General features: G+C 62.1%; 11 protein-coding genes. 1 reads left to right on the top strand and 10 read right to left on the bottom strand.

Annotation, left to right across the window (positions count from 1 at the left end):
* Nucleotide 1: 1 nt before the first annotated feature.
* The 10 genes from WH299_RS28205 to WH299_RS28160 form a co-directional block, all read right to left on the bottom strand.
* Nucleotides 2-1,330, bottom strand: coding sequence for a GH39 family glycosyl hydrolase (locus WH299_RS28205; protein ID WP_028619525.1), 1,329 nt, complete (start codon nucleotides 1,328-1,330; stop codon nucleotides 2-4).
* A complete protein-coding gene (locus tag WH299_RS28200; protein ID WP_122729365.1) occupies nucleotides 1,320-2,510 on the bottom strand; it encodes a glycosyltransferase in 1,191 nt (396 codons plus the stop codon). Before WH299_RS28200 ends, WH299_RS28205 begins: the two co-directional genes overlap by 11 nt.
* Entirely contained in the window at nucleotides 2,510-4,501 is a 1,992-nt protein-coding gene (locus tag WH299_RS28195; RefSeq protein WP_122729363.1) for a GumC family protein, read from the bottom strand. The genes WH299_RS28200 and WH299_RS28195 overlap by 1 nt, the downstream gene beginning before the upstream one ends.
* A gap of 14 nt (nucleotides 4,502-4,515) precedes the next feature.
* Nucleotides 4,516-5,292, bottom strand: coding sequence for a polysaccharide biosynthesis/export family protein (locus WH299_RS28190; RefSeq protein WP_028619528.1), 777 nt, complete (start codon nucleotides 5,290-5,292; stop codon nucleotides 4,516-4,518).
* A gap of 29 nt (nucleotides 5,293-5,321) precedes the next feature.
* Nucleotides 5,322-6,233: a glycosyltransferase family 2 protein gene (locus tag WH299_RS28185; protein WP_122684163.1), complete on the bottom strand. Its 912-nt coding sequence runs from the start codon at nucleotides 6,231-6,233 to the stop codon at nucleotides 5,322-5,324.
* A 1-nt stretch (nucleotide 6,234) separates the two neighbouring features.
* On the bottom strand, nucleotides 6,235-7,695 hold the full coding sequence (locus WH299_RS28180) for a mannose-1-phosphate guanylyltransferase/mannose-6-phosphate isomerase (RefSeq protein ID WP_126571712.1): 1,461 nt from the start codon (nucleotides 7,693-7,695) through the stop codon (nucleotides 6,235-6,237).
* Nucleotides 7,695-9,134, bottom strand: coding sequence for an undecaprenyl-phosphate glucose phosphotransferase (locus WH299_RS28175; protein ID WP_122729359.1), 1,440 nt, complete (start codon nucleotides 9,132-9,134; stop codon nucleotides 7,695-7,697). Before WH299_RS28175 ends, WH299_RS28180 begins: the two co-directional genes overlap by 1 nt.
* Before the next feature lie 433 nt (nucleotides 9,135-9,567).
* A complete protein-coding gene (locus tag WH299_RS28170; protein WP_339551939.1) occupies nucleotides 9,568-12,051 on the bottom strand; it encodes a TonB-dependent siderophore receptor in 2,484 nt (827 codons plus the stop codon).
* 106 nt (nucleotides 12,052-12,157) lie between these two features.
* A complete protein-coding gene (locus WH299_RS28165) occupies nucleotides 12,158-13,108 on the bottom strand; it encodes a FecR domain-containing protein (RefSeq protein ID WP_122729357.1) in 951 nt (316 codons plus the stop codon).
* Entirely contained in the window at nucleotides 13,095-13,610 is a 516-nt protein-coding gene (locus WH299_RS28160) for a sigma-70 family RNA polymerase sigma factor (RefSeq protein ID WP_028619534.1), read from the bottom strand. The genes WH299_RS28165 and WH299_RS28160 overlap by 14 nt, the downstream gene beginning before the upstream one ends.
* A gap of 159 nt (nucleotides 13,611-13,769) precedes the next feature.
* Here WH299_RS28160 and WH299_RS28155 point away from each other — a divergent pair, with 159 nt between their 5' ends.
* A complete protein-coding gene (locus tag WH299_RS28155) occupies nucleotides 13,770-14,399 on the top strand; it encodes a LysE family translocator (RefSeq protein WP_122684169.1) in 630 nt (209 codons plus the stop codon).
* Nucleotides 14,400-14,517 lie beyond the last annotated feature (118 nt).

Here is a 14,517-nt window from a genome sequence, read left to right as displayed (position 1 = left end):
CTCACTCCCATAACAGAATTTGCAGGTTCGACTTGACCGGAACGGTCAGGCCATCGGTGCCGCTCACCGGGGTTTGTGTGCCGCGCAGCGGGTCGTACAGGGTGGCGCTGGCCAAGCCCGGCAAGTGCGCGTTGCCGCCTAGGGCTGACCAGAAAAACCACAGCTTGCGCCCGTCGGTGCGGGTCCAGCCAATGCTGAACAAGCCGTCGGGCAGCGCGTCGGCGGCTGGCGGATCGCCTGGTGTGAGCTTCGGTCCGCTGATATCGAGGAAGTTCTTCAGCGCGGTGTAGACCGGCTTGGGATTGGTGTCGATGTCCAGCAAGCCATAGGAGCGGTCACGCACGCTGGCGCGCTGGTCGAGGTCGCTCAGGGTGAACAGGAAAATCTTGTCGTAATCCATCGCGCTCATCAGCGCCAGGCGGCGCACCACGTAGTCGGCCTGCGCCTGTGGCGTGATGATGTCCTGGGCGTCTTTGGGCCCCTTGTAGGTCGACCAGCCCCACTCGGTACTCCACAAGGTTTGCACGCCGCCGTTGCGCAGGGCCTGGTTGAGCTGGGTGGTCTTGGCGATGAAATCCAGGTTGGCCGGGTCGTTGCCTTCGGGCAGTTGGGTGTAGGGGTGGTAGGAGATGATCGTGTTCAGGCTGGCCAAACCCAGTGCGCCCAAGGCGTCGAACATGGTCTGGCCGTTGGGCATTTCACTGAAGAACGCCATGCCGGCGGCGACCACCGGTTTGTTCGGGTTCACGGCGCGCAAGGCGTTGGTGGTGACGGTCAACAGGTTCGCGTAGCCGGCCGGGTCCGCCACCGGGCGCCAGAAGCCGATCAGGTTCGGTTCGTTCCAGACTTGCCAGGCATCGACGCTGGGGTAGCGCTGGGAGAGCAGCGCCATGCGGTTGGCGAACACGTTGGGGTCTTTTGGTGGGTACTGGTCCGGGTACAGCGACAGCGGTGGCGCGCTGGTGATAAAGCGTGCCGAACCCACCAGGTAAAATACTGACTTGATCTGGTTCTGTTGCAGCTTGCCCACCAGTTCATCGAGGGTGGCGAGCTTGTATTGGTTTTGCGCGGTTTCCAACTGGTCCCAGTGCAAATCCAGGCGCACCCACTCCAGGCCCAGGGCCTTGAGGCGGTCGATCTGCTTTTGATAACGCTCGGGGCTGAACCACAGAAACTGCGCATTCACCCCCAGAAAATCCTTCCACACCACTTCTTTGGAGCCCTTGAGCACATGGCTTTCGGCATCCGCCTGGCGCCCCCATAAGAATGCGGTCAGGCCCAGGGCGGCAACCAGCGCAAAGGTGGCGAGATAGGTGCGTTTACGCGCCATAAGGGGCTCCGCTGATAGCTTGCTCGAAGAGCTGTTTGAATTTTTGCGCGGTCAACGGCCACAGGCGTTCGCGGCCGATTTCCCCGGCGCGCTCGGCCCAATCCCGCGCCAGCGATGGCGTGCGGGCCAGGCGCAGCAGTTGTTCGCCCAGCGCGGCCACATCCCCTTCGGGGTAGATCGCGCCGTTGCCGCTGGCGACTTCCTCGGCGAACGCGCGCGCGTCGGAAGTGATCGCGCCGCGCCCGCAGGCGGCGGCCCAGGACAACGCGCCACTGGTGCCGCGCTGGCGCCCGAGCAGGCCGAGTTTTTTCGATTCACGGTAGGGCAGCACCATTACATGGTGGGCCTGGATGGTCTGGGCGATCTGATCGGCCGGCAGGTTCAGTTGCCAGTCGATGGCGTCGGTCAGGCCCAATGCCGCGATCTGCGCGTTCAGCTGTTCCAGGTAGTTGCCGCCCGCGCCAAATGCCATTTCGGCGGCGGTGCCGCCGGCGAGGGTCAAGCGCACGCGGTCGCGCAATTCGGGGGCTTGCTTGAAGACATCCGCCAAGGCTTGCACCAGGTCTTCGATGCCTTTGCCCCGGTAGATAAAGCCGAAATACAGCAGCCGCAGGGTGTCCAGCGACGGTAGAGGCGCGGGTGCAATCGCCAGGTTGGCGTGGTTGACCACTGCGACTTTGCCGGCTGGCAGTTGCATGCGCTGAGTCAAGCAGTCTGCACCCAGGCGTGTCAGGGTCACCAGCCGGGTCAGCCCCTTGGCGACCTGGCGTTCTTCGCGCAGGGTCAGCGGGTCGGCCAGCACCACCGCCGCCTGGGGCAATGGGCTGGGTAGGCGTTCCAACAGATTCAAGGGGAAGGGCAGGTGCTCACGCCGCCACACGATGCGCTCCGGATCATGCACGGTGGCGGTCAACGGCAACTGCGGATAAGCCTTGCGCAGTTCACGCAAGGCCAGGAATTCCCCGAGCCGCCCGCCGCCCAGTTCGGCGTGCACCAGATCGACGCTTTGCCAGTCGAAACCGCCGATGGCTTGCTTGATCGCCTCGCAATTGCCCGCCACGCCGGCCAACGGTGTCAGCACCGTCACACCGAGTTGTTCCAGTGCCGTGCGGAAATGGTTCGCGTAGTCGGCGATCCCGTTCTTTTCCGGCGGCAAGGGCGCGAGCAAGGCGATGCGCATCAGAACGCTCCCCGGTATTTGCCGATGGTGTGCAGCACTTTGCTCGGCACTTCGAACTTGCGACGGTTGATGATGATGCCGTCCACCTTGCCAAACGCGGTGTTGAGGATCGACAGCGCATGCTCCACCACCGGCACGGTACTTTTGCGCGCTTCCACCACCAGGCCGATCAGGTCGGCGCGGCGCAGGTTGACGAACGCTTCGCGGTTGTCCAGCAGGGCCGAGGCGTCGAGCAGCACCACTTCGCCCGGCGCGGCGGCTTCCAGCCCACCGACCCGCACATTGATGCCGTTCTCATGCAGCAATTGGCGCAGTTGCTCCACCACGAAGGTCACCCCTTCGCCATGGCGCGCCGAGGTCAGGCCCAGGGTCAGGCCTTGCTCGGCAATGCGGTCGGGCTGCAGCAGGCTGTACAAACGGTAGATGCTCGCATTGAACGCGTTGGTAGTTTGCGCGGTGGAGGTGTCCAGCTCCGGCAGGGTGGTCCACAGGGGCAGGCCGAACTTGCGCTCCACCAGGCCGCCGTCGTGAATCCGCTGGTCGAGCAGGTAGCACAGGTAGATCACCAGCAGGCCTACCACGATGGCAAACGGGATCGCCAACACCAGCATCACCAGGGTTTTCGGGAAGATGCGGCCCGGGTTCAGGGTGGCTTCTTCGATCACGGCGATGTTGCTGATCTGGCTGTTGTCCAGCTCACGGTCGATGCGCGATTTTTCCAGGTTATCCACGTACAGCGCGTAGTTGCGCTCGGTGGTGTTCAGCTCCCGGGAGAGGCGGGCCAGCTCCGGTTCAATCTCCAGGGCCTCCTTGCGCTGCGCTTCCAGGTTCACCAGTTGTTTCTGCTGTTGAACCAGTTGGGTACGCAGCGCCAGGTTGTTGCTGGTTTCATCCAGCAACACGCGCTGCAAGTGGATTTCCAGGGTGTTTGGCGCACGGTTTTCCGAGGCTTGCACCGTGTTGCTCTCGTTGTTGACCTGCACCTGCATGGCCCGAATTGACGCGTCCAGGGCTTTGACCGGCGGCGCGTTGTCGGTGTAGGTGCGCATCATGTCGGCCTTTTCCAGCAGCTTCTGGTTGAGCAGGCGACGCAAATCCTGCTGCTGCGGGTTCAGTGCGATCTGGCGCACCGTGGTGACTTCCTTGGGCTGGCCCTTGAGCTGGGTGCGCGTGCTCGCAATGGCACTATCGGAGGACGCGATCAGCCGCGTGGTATTGAAGGTCTCGCCGCGCAGTACGTTGATGCGCTCGGACAGATCCTCCAGGCGGTCGGTGATGCTCGCCGCGCCGATCTGGTTCAGGTGCGTGAGGATCTGTTCCTTGTAACTCTTGATCTCGGTCGCGCTGTTGGCCACCTGGCCTTCATAGAAGGCATACAGGCTCTTGCGGCCCAAGGCCTCGGTGCGCTCGTTGATGTAGGTCTCGACCCAATCCTTGACCACCGCCTGGGCGATTTCCGGGTCGCTCCACTTGAACGTGATGTCCATCACCGTGGAGCCGGCGGCGTGGCTCACCTCGAAGTTCTTCTCCAGGCTGGCGGCCAGGCGTTCGACTGCAGTGGTTTTTTCGACGATGCCCACGGTTTCCATGACCACGCGCACGCCGTCGAACACCGCCCCCACGCCGCTCTTGACGTAGTACTTGGTGCGTTTCCAGAAACCTTCCGGAGGCGGTGCGTTTTCGATCACTTCCAGGTAATGCTCGGCCACCGCACGCACGATGGGGCGGCCGGTTAGCAGGCGCTCCTCGTCGACAATCGGGTCACGCTGGGTGCTGGGCATCACCAGCGCCTGGCGGTTGCTGATCTCGATGGGCAAGGTCGAATCACGCCCCGGCTTCACCAACAGCCGCGCGGTGGATTCGTACTTGGCCGGCAGCAGGAACGCCCCCAGCAGGATGATCACCAGCGCGGCAATCGCCGCCAGTTTGAACTCGTGCCGGAAGATGAAGAACAAGCGCAGAAGATCACGAAAAGAACGGATCTCGATCATGGGATGTCGCTCCTTTAGTTATTGCCGCCGCTGGTTCGGGTGTAGTTGTAGCCCACCCCAATGGACTTGGTGAATGGGATCAGTTGGTTCATGTAGGTATCCACCCCTTGGATGCGTTCGCCCACGTTGGATTTGGGCACGAACACCACATCGCCGCGTTGCAGATGCACGGGTTTGCGGCCGTTGGGGCCGGTCTTGAGTAACTGGCTGAAGTCCAGGAAGTACGCGCGATACGCGCCCTGGGCGTCTTCGCGCAGCAGGGCGACCATGCTCGCATTACCCGCCGGGCTGACGCCGCCGGCACCGATAATGGCTTGTTCCAGGGTGTTGGCAGTGCCGAGCTGCACCGCCGTCGGGTTGTTCACCGCGCCGCCGACGATGATCGAGCTGCCCGGCGCCTGGTTGATGTTTACCGTTACGCGCGGTTCGCGGTAAATGGGCGCCAGTTTGGTAGTCAACTCCGTGGCCAGCTCCGAAGGCGGGCGACCGGCGACCTGCACCGGCCCCAGGAACGGGTAGTTGATCTTGCCGTCGGTCTGCACCGTGTACAGCGTCAGCTCATAAATGGTGCTGACGTTGAACGCCGACAGTGTCGGCATTTCGCCGGCATCGCGCACGATGCGCAACTGGTCGCCGATGCGGATGCGTTCCACCGCCGGCGGCAGTTGGGCAAGCTGGTCGAGGGCACGTTTGCCTTCCTCGACCGTATCGCCGTCGGGCGGGACGATGCGTGCCGGCGTATTGCAGGCGGCCAGTGCCAACATGGCCACGACGAGCAGGGTTCGTTTCATCAAGGGGGACTTCCTGTGGGTCATGATGCTCACCTCCAATAACCGGGAAACATGCTGATGCGCCGCTTGAGGGCGAGGGGGAGGCGACGCTCCAGATGGCCCAGCCGGTAGCCGAGCAGTTTGAACGCACTGCGCACCAGCACTTCGGGGGCGCGGTGCAAGGCTCCGGCTTTGCGCAAGGCCGCGAGTTCGGCCAGCACATAGCGCTTGCCTTCGCCACCCGCGTCGCCAAAGGCCTGTTTGATCCACGGTTCGCGACCGTAGAACACGCCGATATCGAAGTAGCGGTGAAATTCATCCAAGAGTTTGTAATCGTGGGAATGATGCACCAGCGCCGTGGCGGCGTAGCGCACTTTGTAGCCTTCGAGCAGCATGCGCGCCGCGACATAGGCGTCTTCGCTGCCGATCACATCCGCCGGAAAACCGCCCACCGCTTCCAGCACACTGCGCCGGTACACGGAAAACGAGTCGGAACTGAAGCAGGTCTTGATCCCCAGCTCCGGCGCATCGGCCAGGCTCTTGCTGCGGCTCTGCTCGGGGTAATTGAAGTGTCGCGATTGCGCGCCCAGCACACCCGCATCCGGATGCGGCAGCTGGCGGCCGTAGGCCACGCCGTAGAGCGGGTCCTGCTGCAATTCGGCGAGCAGGTTGGCGAAGGTCTCCGGGGTGGCGGGGATCGCGTCCTGGGTCATCACGATCAGCGCGTCACCGGCCACTTGTTCGCTGGCCCAGCGCCGTGTGCCGCCGTGGTTGAAGTCGCGTGCGTCGATCACTTCGACCCGTGCGCCGAATTCGCGAAAGCGCGCCACGGTGTCATCACTGGAGGCGCTGTCCACCACCAGCATCTCGTCAGGTTGCAGGGTCTGCATCTTCAGTGCCGGCAACAGGCGCGCCAGGTGACTGGAGGCGTTACGGGTCGGGATGATCAGTGACGTACGCATGTCATTTCTTCACGTCTGCCGGGGCGCGCCCGTAGATGTCGTCGAAGCGCACGATGTCGTCCTCGCCCAGGTACTCGCCGCTCTGTACCTCGATCATCACCAGGTCGATGATGCCGGGGTTGGTCAGGCGGTGTTTGTGCCCGGCGGGGATGTAGGTGGACTCGTTGGCGTTGATCAGGAACTCGCGCTCGCCGTTGGTGATCTGCGCCGCACCGCTAACCACTACCCAGTGCTCGCTGCGGTGGTGGTGCATCTGCAGCGACAGCGACGCTTGCGGCTTGACCACGATGCGTTTGATCTTGAAGCGGCTGCTTTCTTCCAGCACGGTGTAGGTACCCCACGGCCGGGTGACCGTGCGGTGCAGGCTGTACGCCGGATGGTTCTGGCGCTTGAGCTCGGCGACGATGTAGCGCACATCCTGGCTGCGGTGGGCGTCGGCGATCAGCAGGGCGTCCGGGGTGTCGACGATGATCAGGTCGCGCACACCCACGGCGCCAAGGACGCGCTTGGGCGAGTCGATGTAGCAGTTGTGCACGTCATGCAGAATCGCCTCGCCATTGACCTGGTTGCCATGAGCGTCGCTGGGGGTGAGTTGGCGCAGGGCTTCCCAGGAACCGATATCGCTCCAGCCGATGTCGCAAGGCACCACGGCGACTTGCTTGGACTTCTCCATCAGCGCCACGTCGATGGAAATATCCGGCGCACGGCCGAAGGCGTCCGAGTCCAGTTCACGCTGGTGCGAGCTCTTGTTTTGCAGGCTCTGGCTGTGGTCGAGCGCGGCGCGCGCCGCTTCCAGCACATCAGGGGCATGGATGGCGAGCTCGTCCACCAAGGTGCTGGCCTTGAAGCAGAACATGCCGCCGTTCCACAGGTGCTTGCCGCCGTCGAGGTAGGCTTGGGCGGTGGCCAGGTCGGGCTTTTCGACAAAGCGTTTGACCCGATTGCCTGTGCTTAACGGCTCGCCTTGTTCGATGTAGCCAAAGCCGGTTTCCGGGTGGTCCGGCTGGATGCCGAAGGTCACCAGGTAGCCGGCTTCGGCCAGCTCGCGGGCCCGGGTCACGGCTTCGGCGAACGCCACTTCATCGAGGATCAAATGGTCGGCGGGCATCACCAGCAACTGCGCGTCGCCGCCGTAGTGTTCCTGCACATGCAGCGCCGCCACAGCGATCGCGGCCGCCGTGTTGCGGCCAAACGGCTCCAACAACAGGTCGAGGGGCAGGTGGGCTTTGTTGACCGGGCGATAATCATCCAGGGTGCGGAACAGCAGGTCGCGGTTGGTCACCGTCAATACGCTTTCTACGCCGGGCAATTTGGCGGCGCGCTGGAAGGTTTTTTGCAGCAGGCTCTGGCCGTCGCGCATGCGCATGAACGGCTTGGGCATGTTCTGCCGAGACACCGGCCACAGCCGCGTGCCCGAACCACCGGAAATGATGCAGGGAATTAATCCGTTGAGTGTGTTCATCAATAGACTTCCTTGGTGGAAAGGACGGCCGGGACCGTCATGAAGACGATGTACAAGTCAAACCACACCGACCACTTGGAGATGTACTCCAAGTCGTACTCGACCCGTTTCTGGATCTTGAACAGGGTGTCGGTCTCCCCCCGGTAACCGTTGATCTGTGCCCAGCCGGTGATGCCCGGCTTCACCCGATGCCGTGAGCTGTATTCGCTCACCGCCACTTCGAAGGGAACGCCCGCCGCTTTGGTTGCCGTGGCATGCGGGCGCGGGCCGACCATGGACATGTTGCCCAGCAGCACGTTGAACAGTTGCGGCAGCTCGTCGATGCTGGTCTTGCGGATGATGCGGCCCACACGGGTGATGCGCGGGTCTTCGCGGGTGGTCTGGCGTTCGGCAGTGAAGTCGCTCTGGTCGGTGAACATCGAGCGGAACTTGAACACGCGGATTTCATTGTCGTTGTAGCCGTAGCGGTTCTGGCGAAACAGCACCGGGCCTTTGGAGTCGAGCTTGATCGCAATCGCCGTTGCCAGCATCACCGGCGATAGGCACACCAGCGCGAGGCTGGCCAGCAGGAAGTCCTCACAGCGCTTGATCACCGGCGACCAGCCGCGCAATGGCAATTGCGAGGTGTTGAACATCAGGATGCCGCCCACATCGGTGATCTTGCTGTGGCCGTAGCGCAGGGCGGCCATGTCCGGCACGAGCATCACGTTCACCGATAACTGCCGCAGGCGGTTGACCAAACCGTGGATGCGCTGCTCGGCGGCCCAAGGCAGGCAGATCATCACTTGATTGACCTGCTCGGCGCGGATCAGTTTTTCCAGGTCGCGAGTGTTGCCCAGCAGGGGCAGTTTGCTCAGCTCCTTGGGAATGCGCTCGGTGCGGTCGTCGATGAAACCGATCAGGCCGGAGCGGATATCTCCGTTGCGCTGCAGGTGATCGGCGACGTGCACGGCGGTGTCGGTAAAACCCAGGATCACCGTGCGTTGCAGGTATTTCCCGGCACGCATCAGCCGACGGTACAGCCGCAGCATCACCAAGCGCTCCACGCAGAACAACGCCAGGCTGGCCACGTACCATGTCACCAGGTTGCGTGGGGTCAATTGCGGGAACATTTGCAGGATCTGGTACATGAACAACAGGAAACAGAAGGCCGCCGACCAGGCCTTGATCTTGGTTTTCAGGCGCAGCCGGTTGCTGAACAATTCTTCGGAATAGATGCCCAGGGCCTGGAACAGAATGATGGTCAGTACCGCGAAAAACACCAGCAGGCCCAGGAAGTGGGCACGCAGCTCTGGGTCCATCGGGTCCAGGAAGAACACCAGGACCAGCGGGGGCAAAATGGCCGTCAGGCCATGGATCAATTTGACGAAAACAACAAAAAACTCAACAAACCCGGCGCGCGTTAAAAACAAACTGTCGACGGACGACTTCTCTCGCATAAAAACATCCCTCATTGCACTCCAGGCTTCGCTGTTTGATTGTTTGTTCACTAAAGCAGCAGGCTGCTTTAGAGCGCTGGTCAAACTGGCTACTCTGGGTAATACGCAACTTTCCATTCAAAATGTAGCTATCCATTTGAAGGGGGTTTTGCGGGGGTAGTGACTAAAGGAGTGTTCCCTTACTGTACTCAGTCAATGAATTGACTGTGGTGCGGAAATGGCATGCTAGACAGCTTAACGAGTCTTTTATTCGGCATTTTATTGACGTTCCTTGTCTGGACACTCGGTCATCAGGGCTGATTTTGAGTGTAGGAACAAATGTGAGATTTTTCCTGCTTAATGGAAAAACCTTTTTCGAAGAGACGTAGGAAAGGGGGACAAAGAGGGAGTTGCAGGGCGCACTAAGCGCCCTGCTTGCGGGGCTTTTGCCGGATCAGAAGTCGCCTTTCAAACTCACGGTGAAATTACGCGGTTCACCGTAGAAGTTGCCCCAGGAGGCTGTGCCGACGGTGTTGAAGTAGCTTTTATCAAACAAGTTATTTCCGTTGAGTGCGACGGTCCAAGTGTCGTCGATACGGTACGCCACGCGGGCGTTCCAGGTCGCATAACCGGCCTGTTCGAGCTTGATGCCCTGCACGCGGTAGTTGCTGCTTTGTGCATTGACACCGGTGCCTACGCTCCATTTCGACAACGCACCGTCGAGCTGATAGTCACCCCACAGCCGTAGCATGTGCCGAGGCACGTAGGTGTTGGATACGCCACCTTCTTTAAGGGTGTCGATGTTGTTCAGGGACTTGGTCTGGGTGTAGGTGTAGCCGCCGAATACTTGCAGGCGCTCGAGCACTTCACCGCTGATTTCGGCCTCTACGCCCTGGGCGCGCACCTTGCCTTTGTCGGTGTAGCAATAGCCATCGGCGGAGGTCGGGCAGAAACTGGCGTAGTCGGTTTCGGCACCGTTTTTCTCGATGGAACGGAACAGGGCCAGGGAGCTGTTGAGGCGACCGTCGAACCATTCGCCCTTGATGCCCAGCTCATAGTTGTCACCGATCTTGGGCTTGAGCGCTGCGCCGTCGGCGGTGGCGTAGGAACTTTGCGGCTGGAAGATATCCGCGTAGCTGGCGTACACCGACAGGTGCTCGTCAAGGTCGTAGATCAGCGCGGCGAACGGCGTGACTTCGCCGGTTTCCTTGCTGTGTGCATCCTGCAGCGACCACTCGCCCCAACCCAGGTTGTAGGACTCGCGACGGTTGTCATACCAGCTCACGCGGCTGCCCACGATGAACATCAACGGCTCGGCCAGGCGCAGGCGCAAGGTGGCGTAGGTGCCGTATTGCGTGGCGGTTTCCTTGACCGTGCCACCACGGTACATGTTCGGCCAGAAGGTGTTGTTGGTCGGTTCCGGGAAGTGGTGGTCGGGTTGATAGATGCTCTGGCGCTTGGGCAGGTTCTGAATCGCGTACACGTCGTCCTGGGTGCCGCGGCTGCCGTTGGCGCCGAGGATCAGTTCATGCTCCAGGCCGAAGGCTTCGAACTTGCCGTCTATATAGGCGTCGAGGCCGTAGTCCTTGTGGTCGTAGTCCATCAACGCCGCATAGGAGTTGGCCGTGGGCGCCGGGTCACCGTAGTTGATGGTGCCTTCGCTGGCGGCATATTTTGTGTCTTGCAGATTGCGGCTGTGTACCGCCGCGACCTTGAGTTTCCAATCATCGTTGAAGTGGTGGGTCACGTCAGCGAAGAACGTGGTGCGCCGGCTTTGCCAGTCGTTCCAGGATTGGCCGAGGCAGGTCGAGCGGCTCAGGTTGGCGCTTTTGCCGTCGGCGTAGCGCGGCAGCCCGCCCCAGCACGGGGTGGCGTCGACATCTTCGTAGCTCGCGCCGACACCCAGGGTGGTGTCTGGCGTGAGGTCGAAATCCAGCGCGCCGTAGAACGCCTGATCCTGGCGCTTGGCGATGTCCATGTAGGAGCCGCGAGTCTGTTGGCTCACCGCCGCACGACCACGCAGGGTCCCGCTGTCATTCAGCGGGCCGCCGGTGTCGACATCGGCACGGTAGTTGTCCCAGGTGCCGGCGGACAACGACAGGCTGGTGGTGGGCTTGGCCTGGGGCCGCTTGCGCACGAAGTTCACCGCACCGCTGGCGGTGCCGGCCCCCTTGAGCATGCCGGCGGCGCCCTTGAGCACTTCCACACGGTCGTAGATCGCCATATTCGCACTGAAACTGTCGGCCTGGACGTAGTCCTTGCCCATGTCCAGGGGCACGCCGTCGTATTGGTATTGGCCGAGCATTTTGAAGCCTCGGGAGTAGAAGTACTTGCCGCCCATGGGTGATTCGTAGGAGGTGATGCCTGGCGTGCGTTCCATCACGTCATCGATGGTGGTGACGTTCTGGTCGTCCATGAATTGGCGGGTCATCACACTCACCGATTGCGGGGTTTCCCGCAGGCTGTGTTCGCCCTTGCCGATGGTGACCGCGCCGGTAGTGTAGGAACCGGTGCCGTCGGTGGTGGCGCCCAAACGTTCGCCGTTGATCAATGTGGCGCCCAGGTTCAGTGTGCTGGCGTCGCCTGCTTGCGGCAGCAGCATCCAGGTGCTGTTGCCTTGGCGTTGGGCTTGCAGGCCCTGGCCGCGCAGCAGTTGTTCGAGCGCTTGCTGAGGATCAAAGCGTCCATTGAGGCCCGAGCTGGTTTTGCCGGCGACACTGGTGGCGTCGTACGACAGGCTGACGCCGGCCTGGCGGGCGAACTGGTCCAGCGCGTTGGCCAGGGCGCCGGCGGCGATGTTCCAGTCGCGGGCCTGGGTGTCGCTGGCCGGGGTTTCGGCCATCACGGCCAAGGGCAGGGCGCCACTCAGGCAGACGCCAAGCAAGGCGGCCTTTACCGCGCGCTTGAGGGGGTAACGTGGGGAGGGGAACGCTTGCATGACCGCGGAATGCTCCTGAAGGAAGTGGACAAAACTGGCCTGTTGATCGGCCTTTCCTTACAGGTCGAGCGGCAATGAGCATTCACCTCATTTATTTTTTGAAAAATCACACGCGCAGTGAAACGGTCACCCAATAGCGGCTGCGGTAAGTGACATCAAGCTTGAGCGATTGCGCCACCAGGCCCAGCACCTGGTCGGTGTCATCCAACTGATAAGTCCCCGACACCCGCAACCCGGCTACTGCCTCGCTGCAGCGCAACACGCCGTCGCGGTAGCGGGCCAGTTCGGTGAGAAAGTCGTCCAGGCGCATGTCGTGGGCGCTGATTACGCCGTCGCTCCAGGCCCAGGGATCCAGGCCGTTGGCGACCGCCGGGCGAATGCCGTTGCGGTTGAACACCACCGATTCGCCGGGCCTGAAGACCTGGCGTGCGCTGGCCGCTTGGCTGTCGGCAAACACCGCCACCGCGCCTTGCTGCACGGCAAGCAGGGTGCCGTGGGCTTCTTCGCGCACCAGGAATCGCGTGCCGAGGGCGCGCAGGTAACCGTCGCGGGTCTGGACCCAGAACGGGCGGTTGTCGGTCCCGGTATTCACCACGATTTCCCCTTGGCGCAACTGCACCAGGCGCCGCTCTGCGTTGAACGATGCATCGATCGCGCTGGCGCTGTTGAGTTGGATCCGGCTGCCGTCGTTCAATGCCACCCAGCGCCGTTCGCCGATGGCGGTACGGTAGTCCGCCATCAAGGCGGGCAGGGGCGTGTAGTCGCGACCGAGCCAGGTCAAACCGGCGGCGCCGGCCACCAGGCCCAGCAGTTTCAAGCCTTCACGGCGACTGATGCGTTGGCGCGCCCCACGCAGGGCATGCCGACCGACCTGGGCCGGCAGTTGGGTGAGGTCGTCATTCATCGTCACCACCCGCTGCCACACCCGCTGGTGTTCGGCGCTGGTGTGCAGCCAGCGATCGAACGCGGCCGTGGCGGCGTCGTCGGCGACATTGAAGCGCAGGGTGATCATCCACTGGATGGCCTGGTCGACCAGTTGCGCGTCAGCCTTCGACATAACGCAACCGGTAACACGCGTGCAGGGCCTTGGACAGGTCACGCTCCACCGTGGCCTTGGACACGCCCAGGCGCAGGGCGATCTGCGCGCAGGTCAGGCCGTCCAGTTGCGCCAGCAAAAAGGCCTCGCGCACGCGCGGCTTGAGCTGGTCGAGCAGGCGGTCGATGCGCTCCAGGCTATCGAGGATCAACAGGCGGGTTTCTTCCGATGGCACCTCGACTTGCGGGAAATGCGCGAGGCTTTCGAGGTAGGCGCGTTCCAGTTCACGGCGCCGGTATTGGTCGATCATCAGGCTGCGGGCGATGCTGCTCAAGTACGCACGCGGTTGCTGCAAGGTTTGCTGGCGGCGCGCATTGAGCAGGCGCACGAAGGTTTCCTGGGCCAGGTCGGCGGCGTGTTCACGGCAGCCGGTGCGGCGGCTCAACCAGCCGCGCAGCCAGGCATGATGGGCATGGTAAAGCTGGCCGATAGCGGCATGGTCCAGTGGGTGATCGCTCGACATGGGCATCCTGGCGCAGCTGTCTTAATTGATAATGTTTCGCATTCTAGACGTTGGTCGTGGCGATTCGCAATTACCCGGGAAGAATGTATCCAGCACAATTTTTTGTCCGCTTAACGTGCACGGACTAATCTGCGGGCTTTCCCGGTGGAGGGCTTGAGCATGATCGACCTTGCGACCCTGGCGGTATTTTCCGGTGCTGTGCTGTTGTTGCTGTTATCGCCGGGGCCGAACATGGCCTTTGTGATCAGCCATGGCGTGACCCATGGTTGGCGGGGTGGTATGGCGTCGGCCCTCGGCATCGGCGTGGCGGACCTGCTGCTGACCGCCTTGACCGCCACTGGGGTGACGGCATTGGTTGCCAGTTGGCCGCCATCCTTTGACCTGATCCGGTATGCCGGGGTGGTTTACCTGTTGTGGTTGGTGTTCAAGACGTTGCAGAAAAATGCTGGAGGCGACGCCGTGCATGTCAGTCGTGTGCCCTTGGGGCGGGTGTTCCTGCAAGCCATGCTCAACAGTTTGCTCAATCCCAAGGCTTTGCTGTTTTTTCTGGTGTTCTTGCCGCAGTTTGTACGGCCGGAGGCGGGGTCTATTGCGGTGCAGTTGATGGTGCTGGGGGGCGTGCTGACTTTGATTGCAGCGGTGTTTCATGTGCTGCTGGGGGTGTTTGGTGGAGTGCTCAGTCGGTTTTTTGCCAGGCGCTCGAAAGGTGCCTGGTTGCAGAAGTGGGGGTTGGCGACGGTGCTGACGGTGCTGGCGGTGCGTTTGGCGGTGATGTCTCGGCCAGGCTGAGTACATATCCGTTGTTTGGGTAACGGCTGGTATTGGTTCCGCCCTTACGGCGGGTCACTTTTGAACAGCGCAAAAGTAAGCAAAACGCTCTTGCCCCAACACTCGGCACCTCGCCTAG

Origin of the sequence: Pseudomonas sp. MYb541 (assembly GCF_037479595.1) — a bacterium.
Classification (GTDB): domain Bacteria; phylum Pseudomonadota; class Gammaproteobacteria; order Pseudomonadales; family Pseudomonadaceae; genus Aquipseudomonas; species Aquipseudomonas canadensis.
Note: the sequence above shows the minus strand (reverse complement) of the source record. Positions and strands in the feature narration are given on the sequence as shown.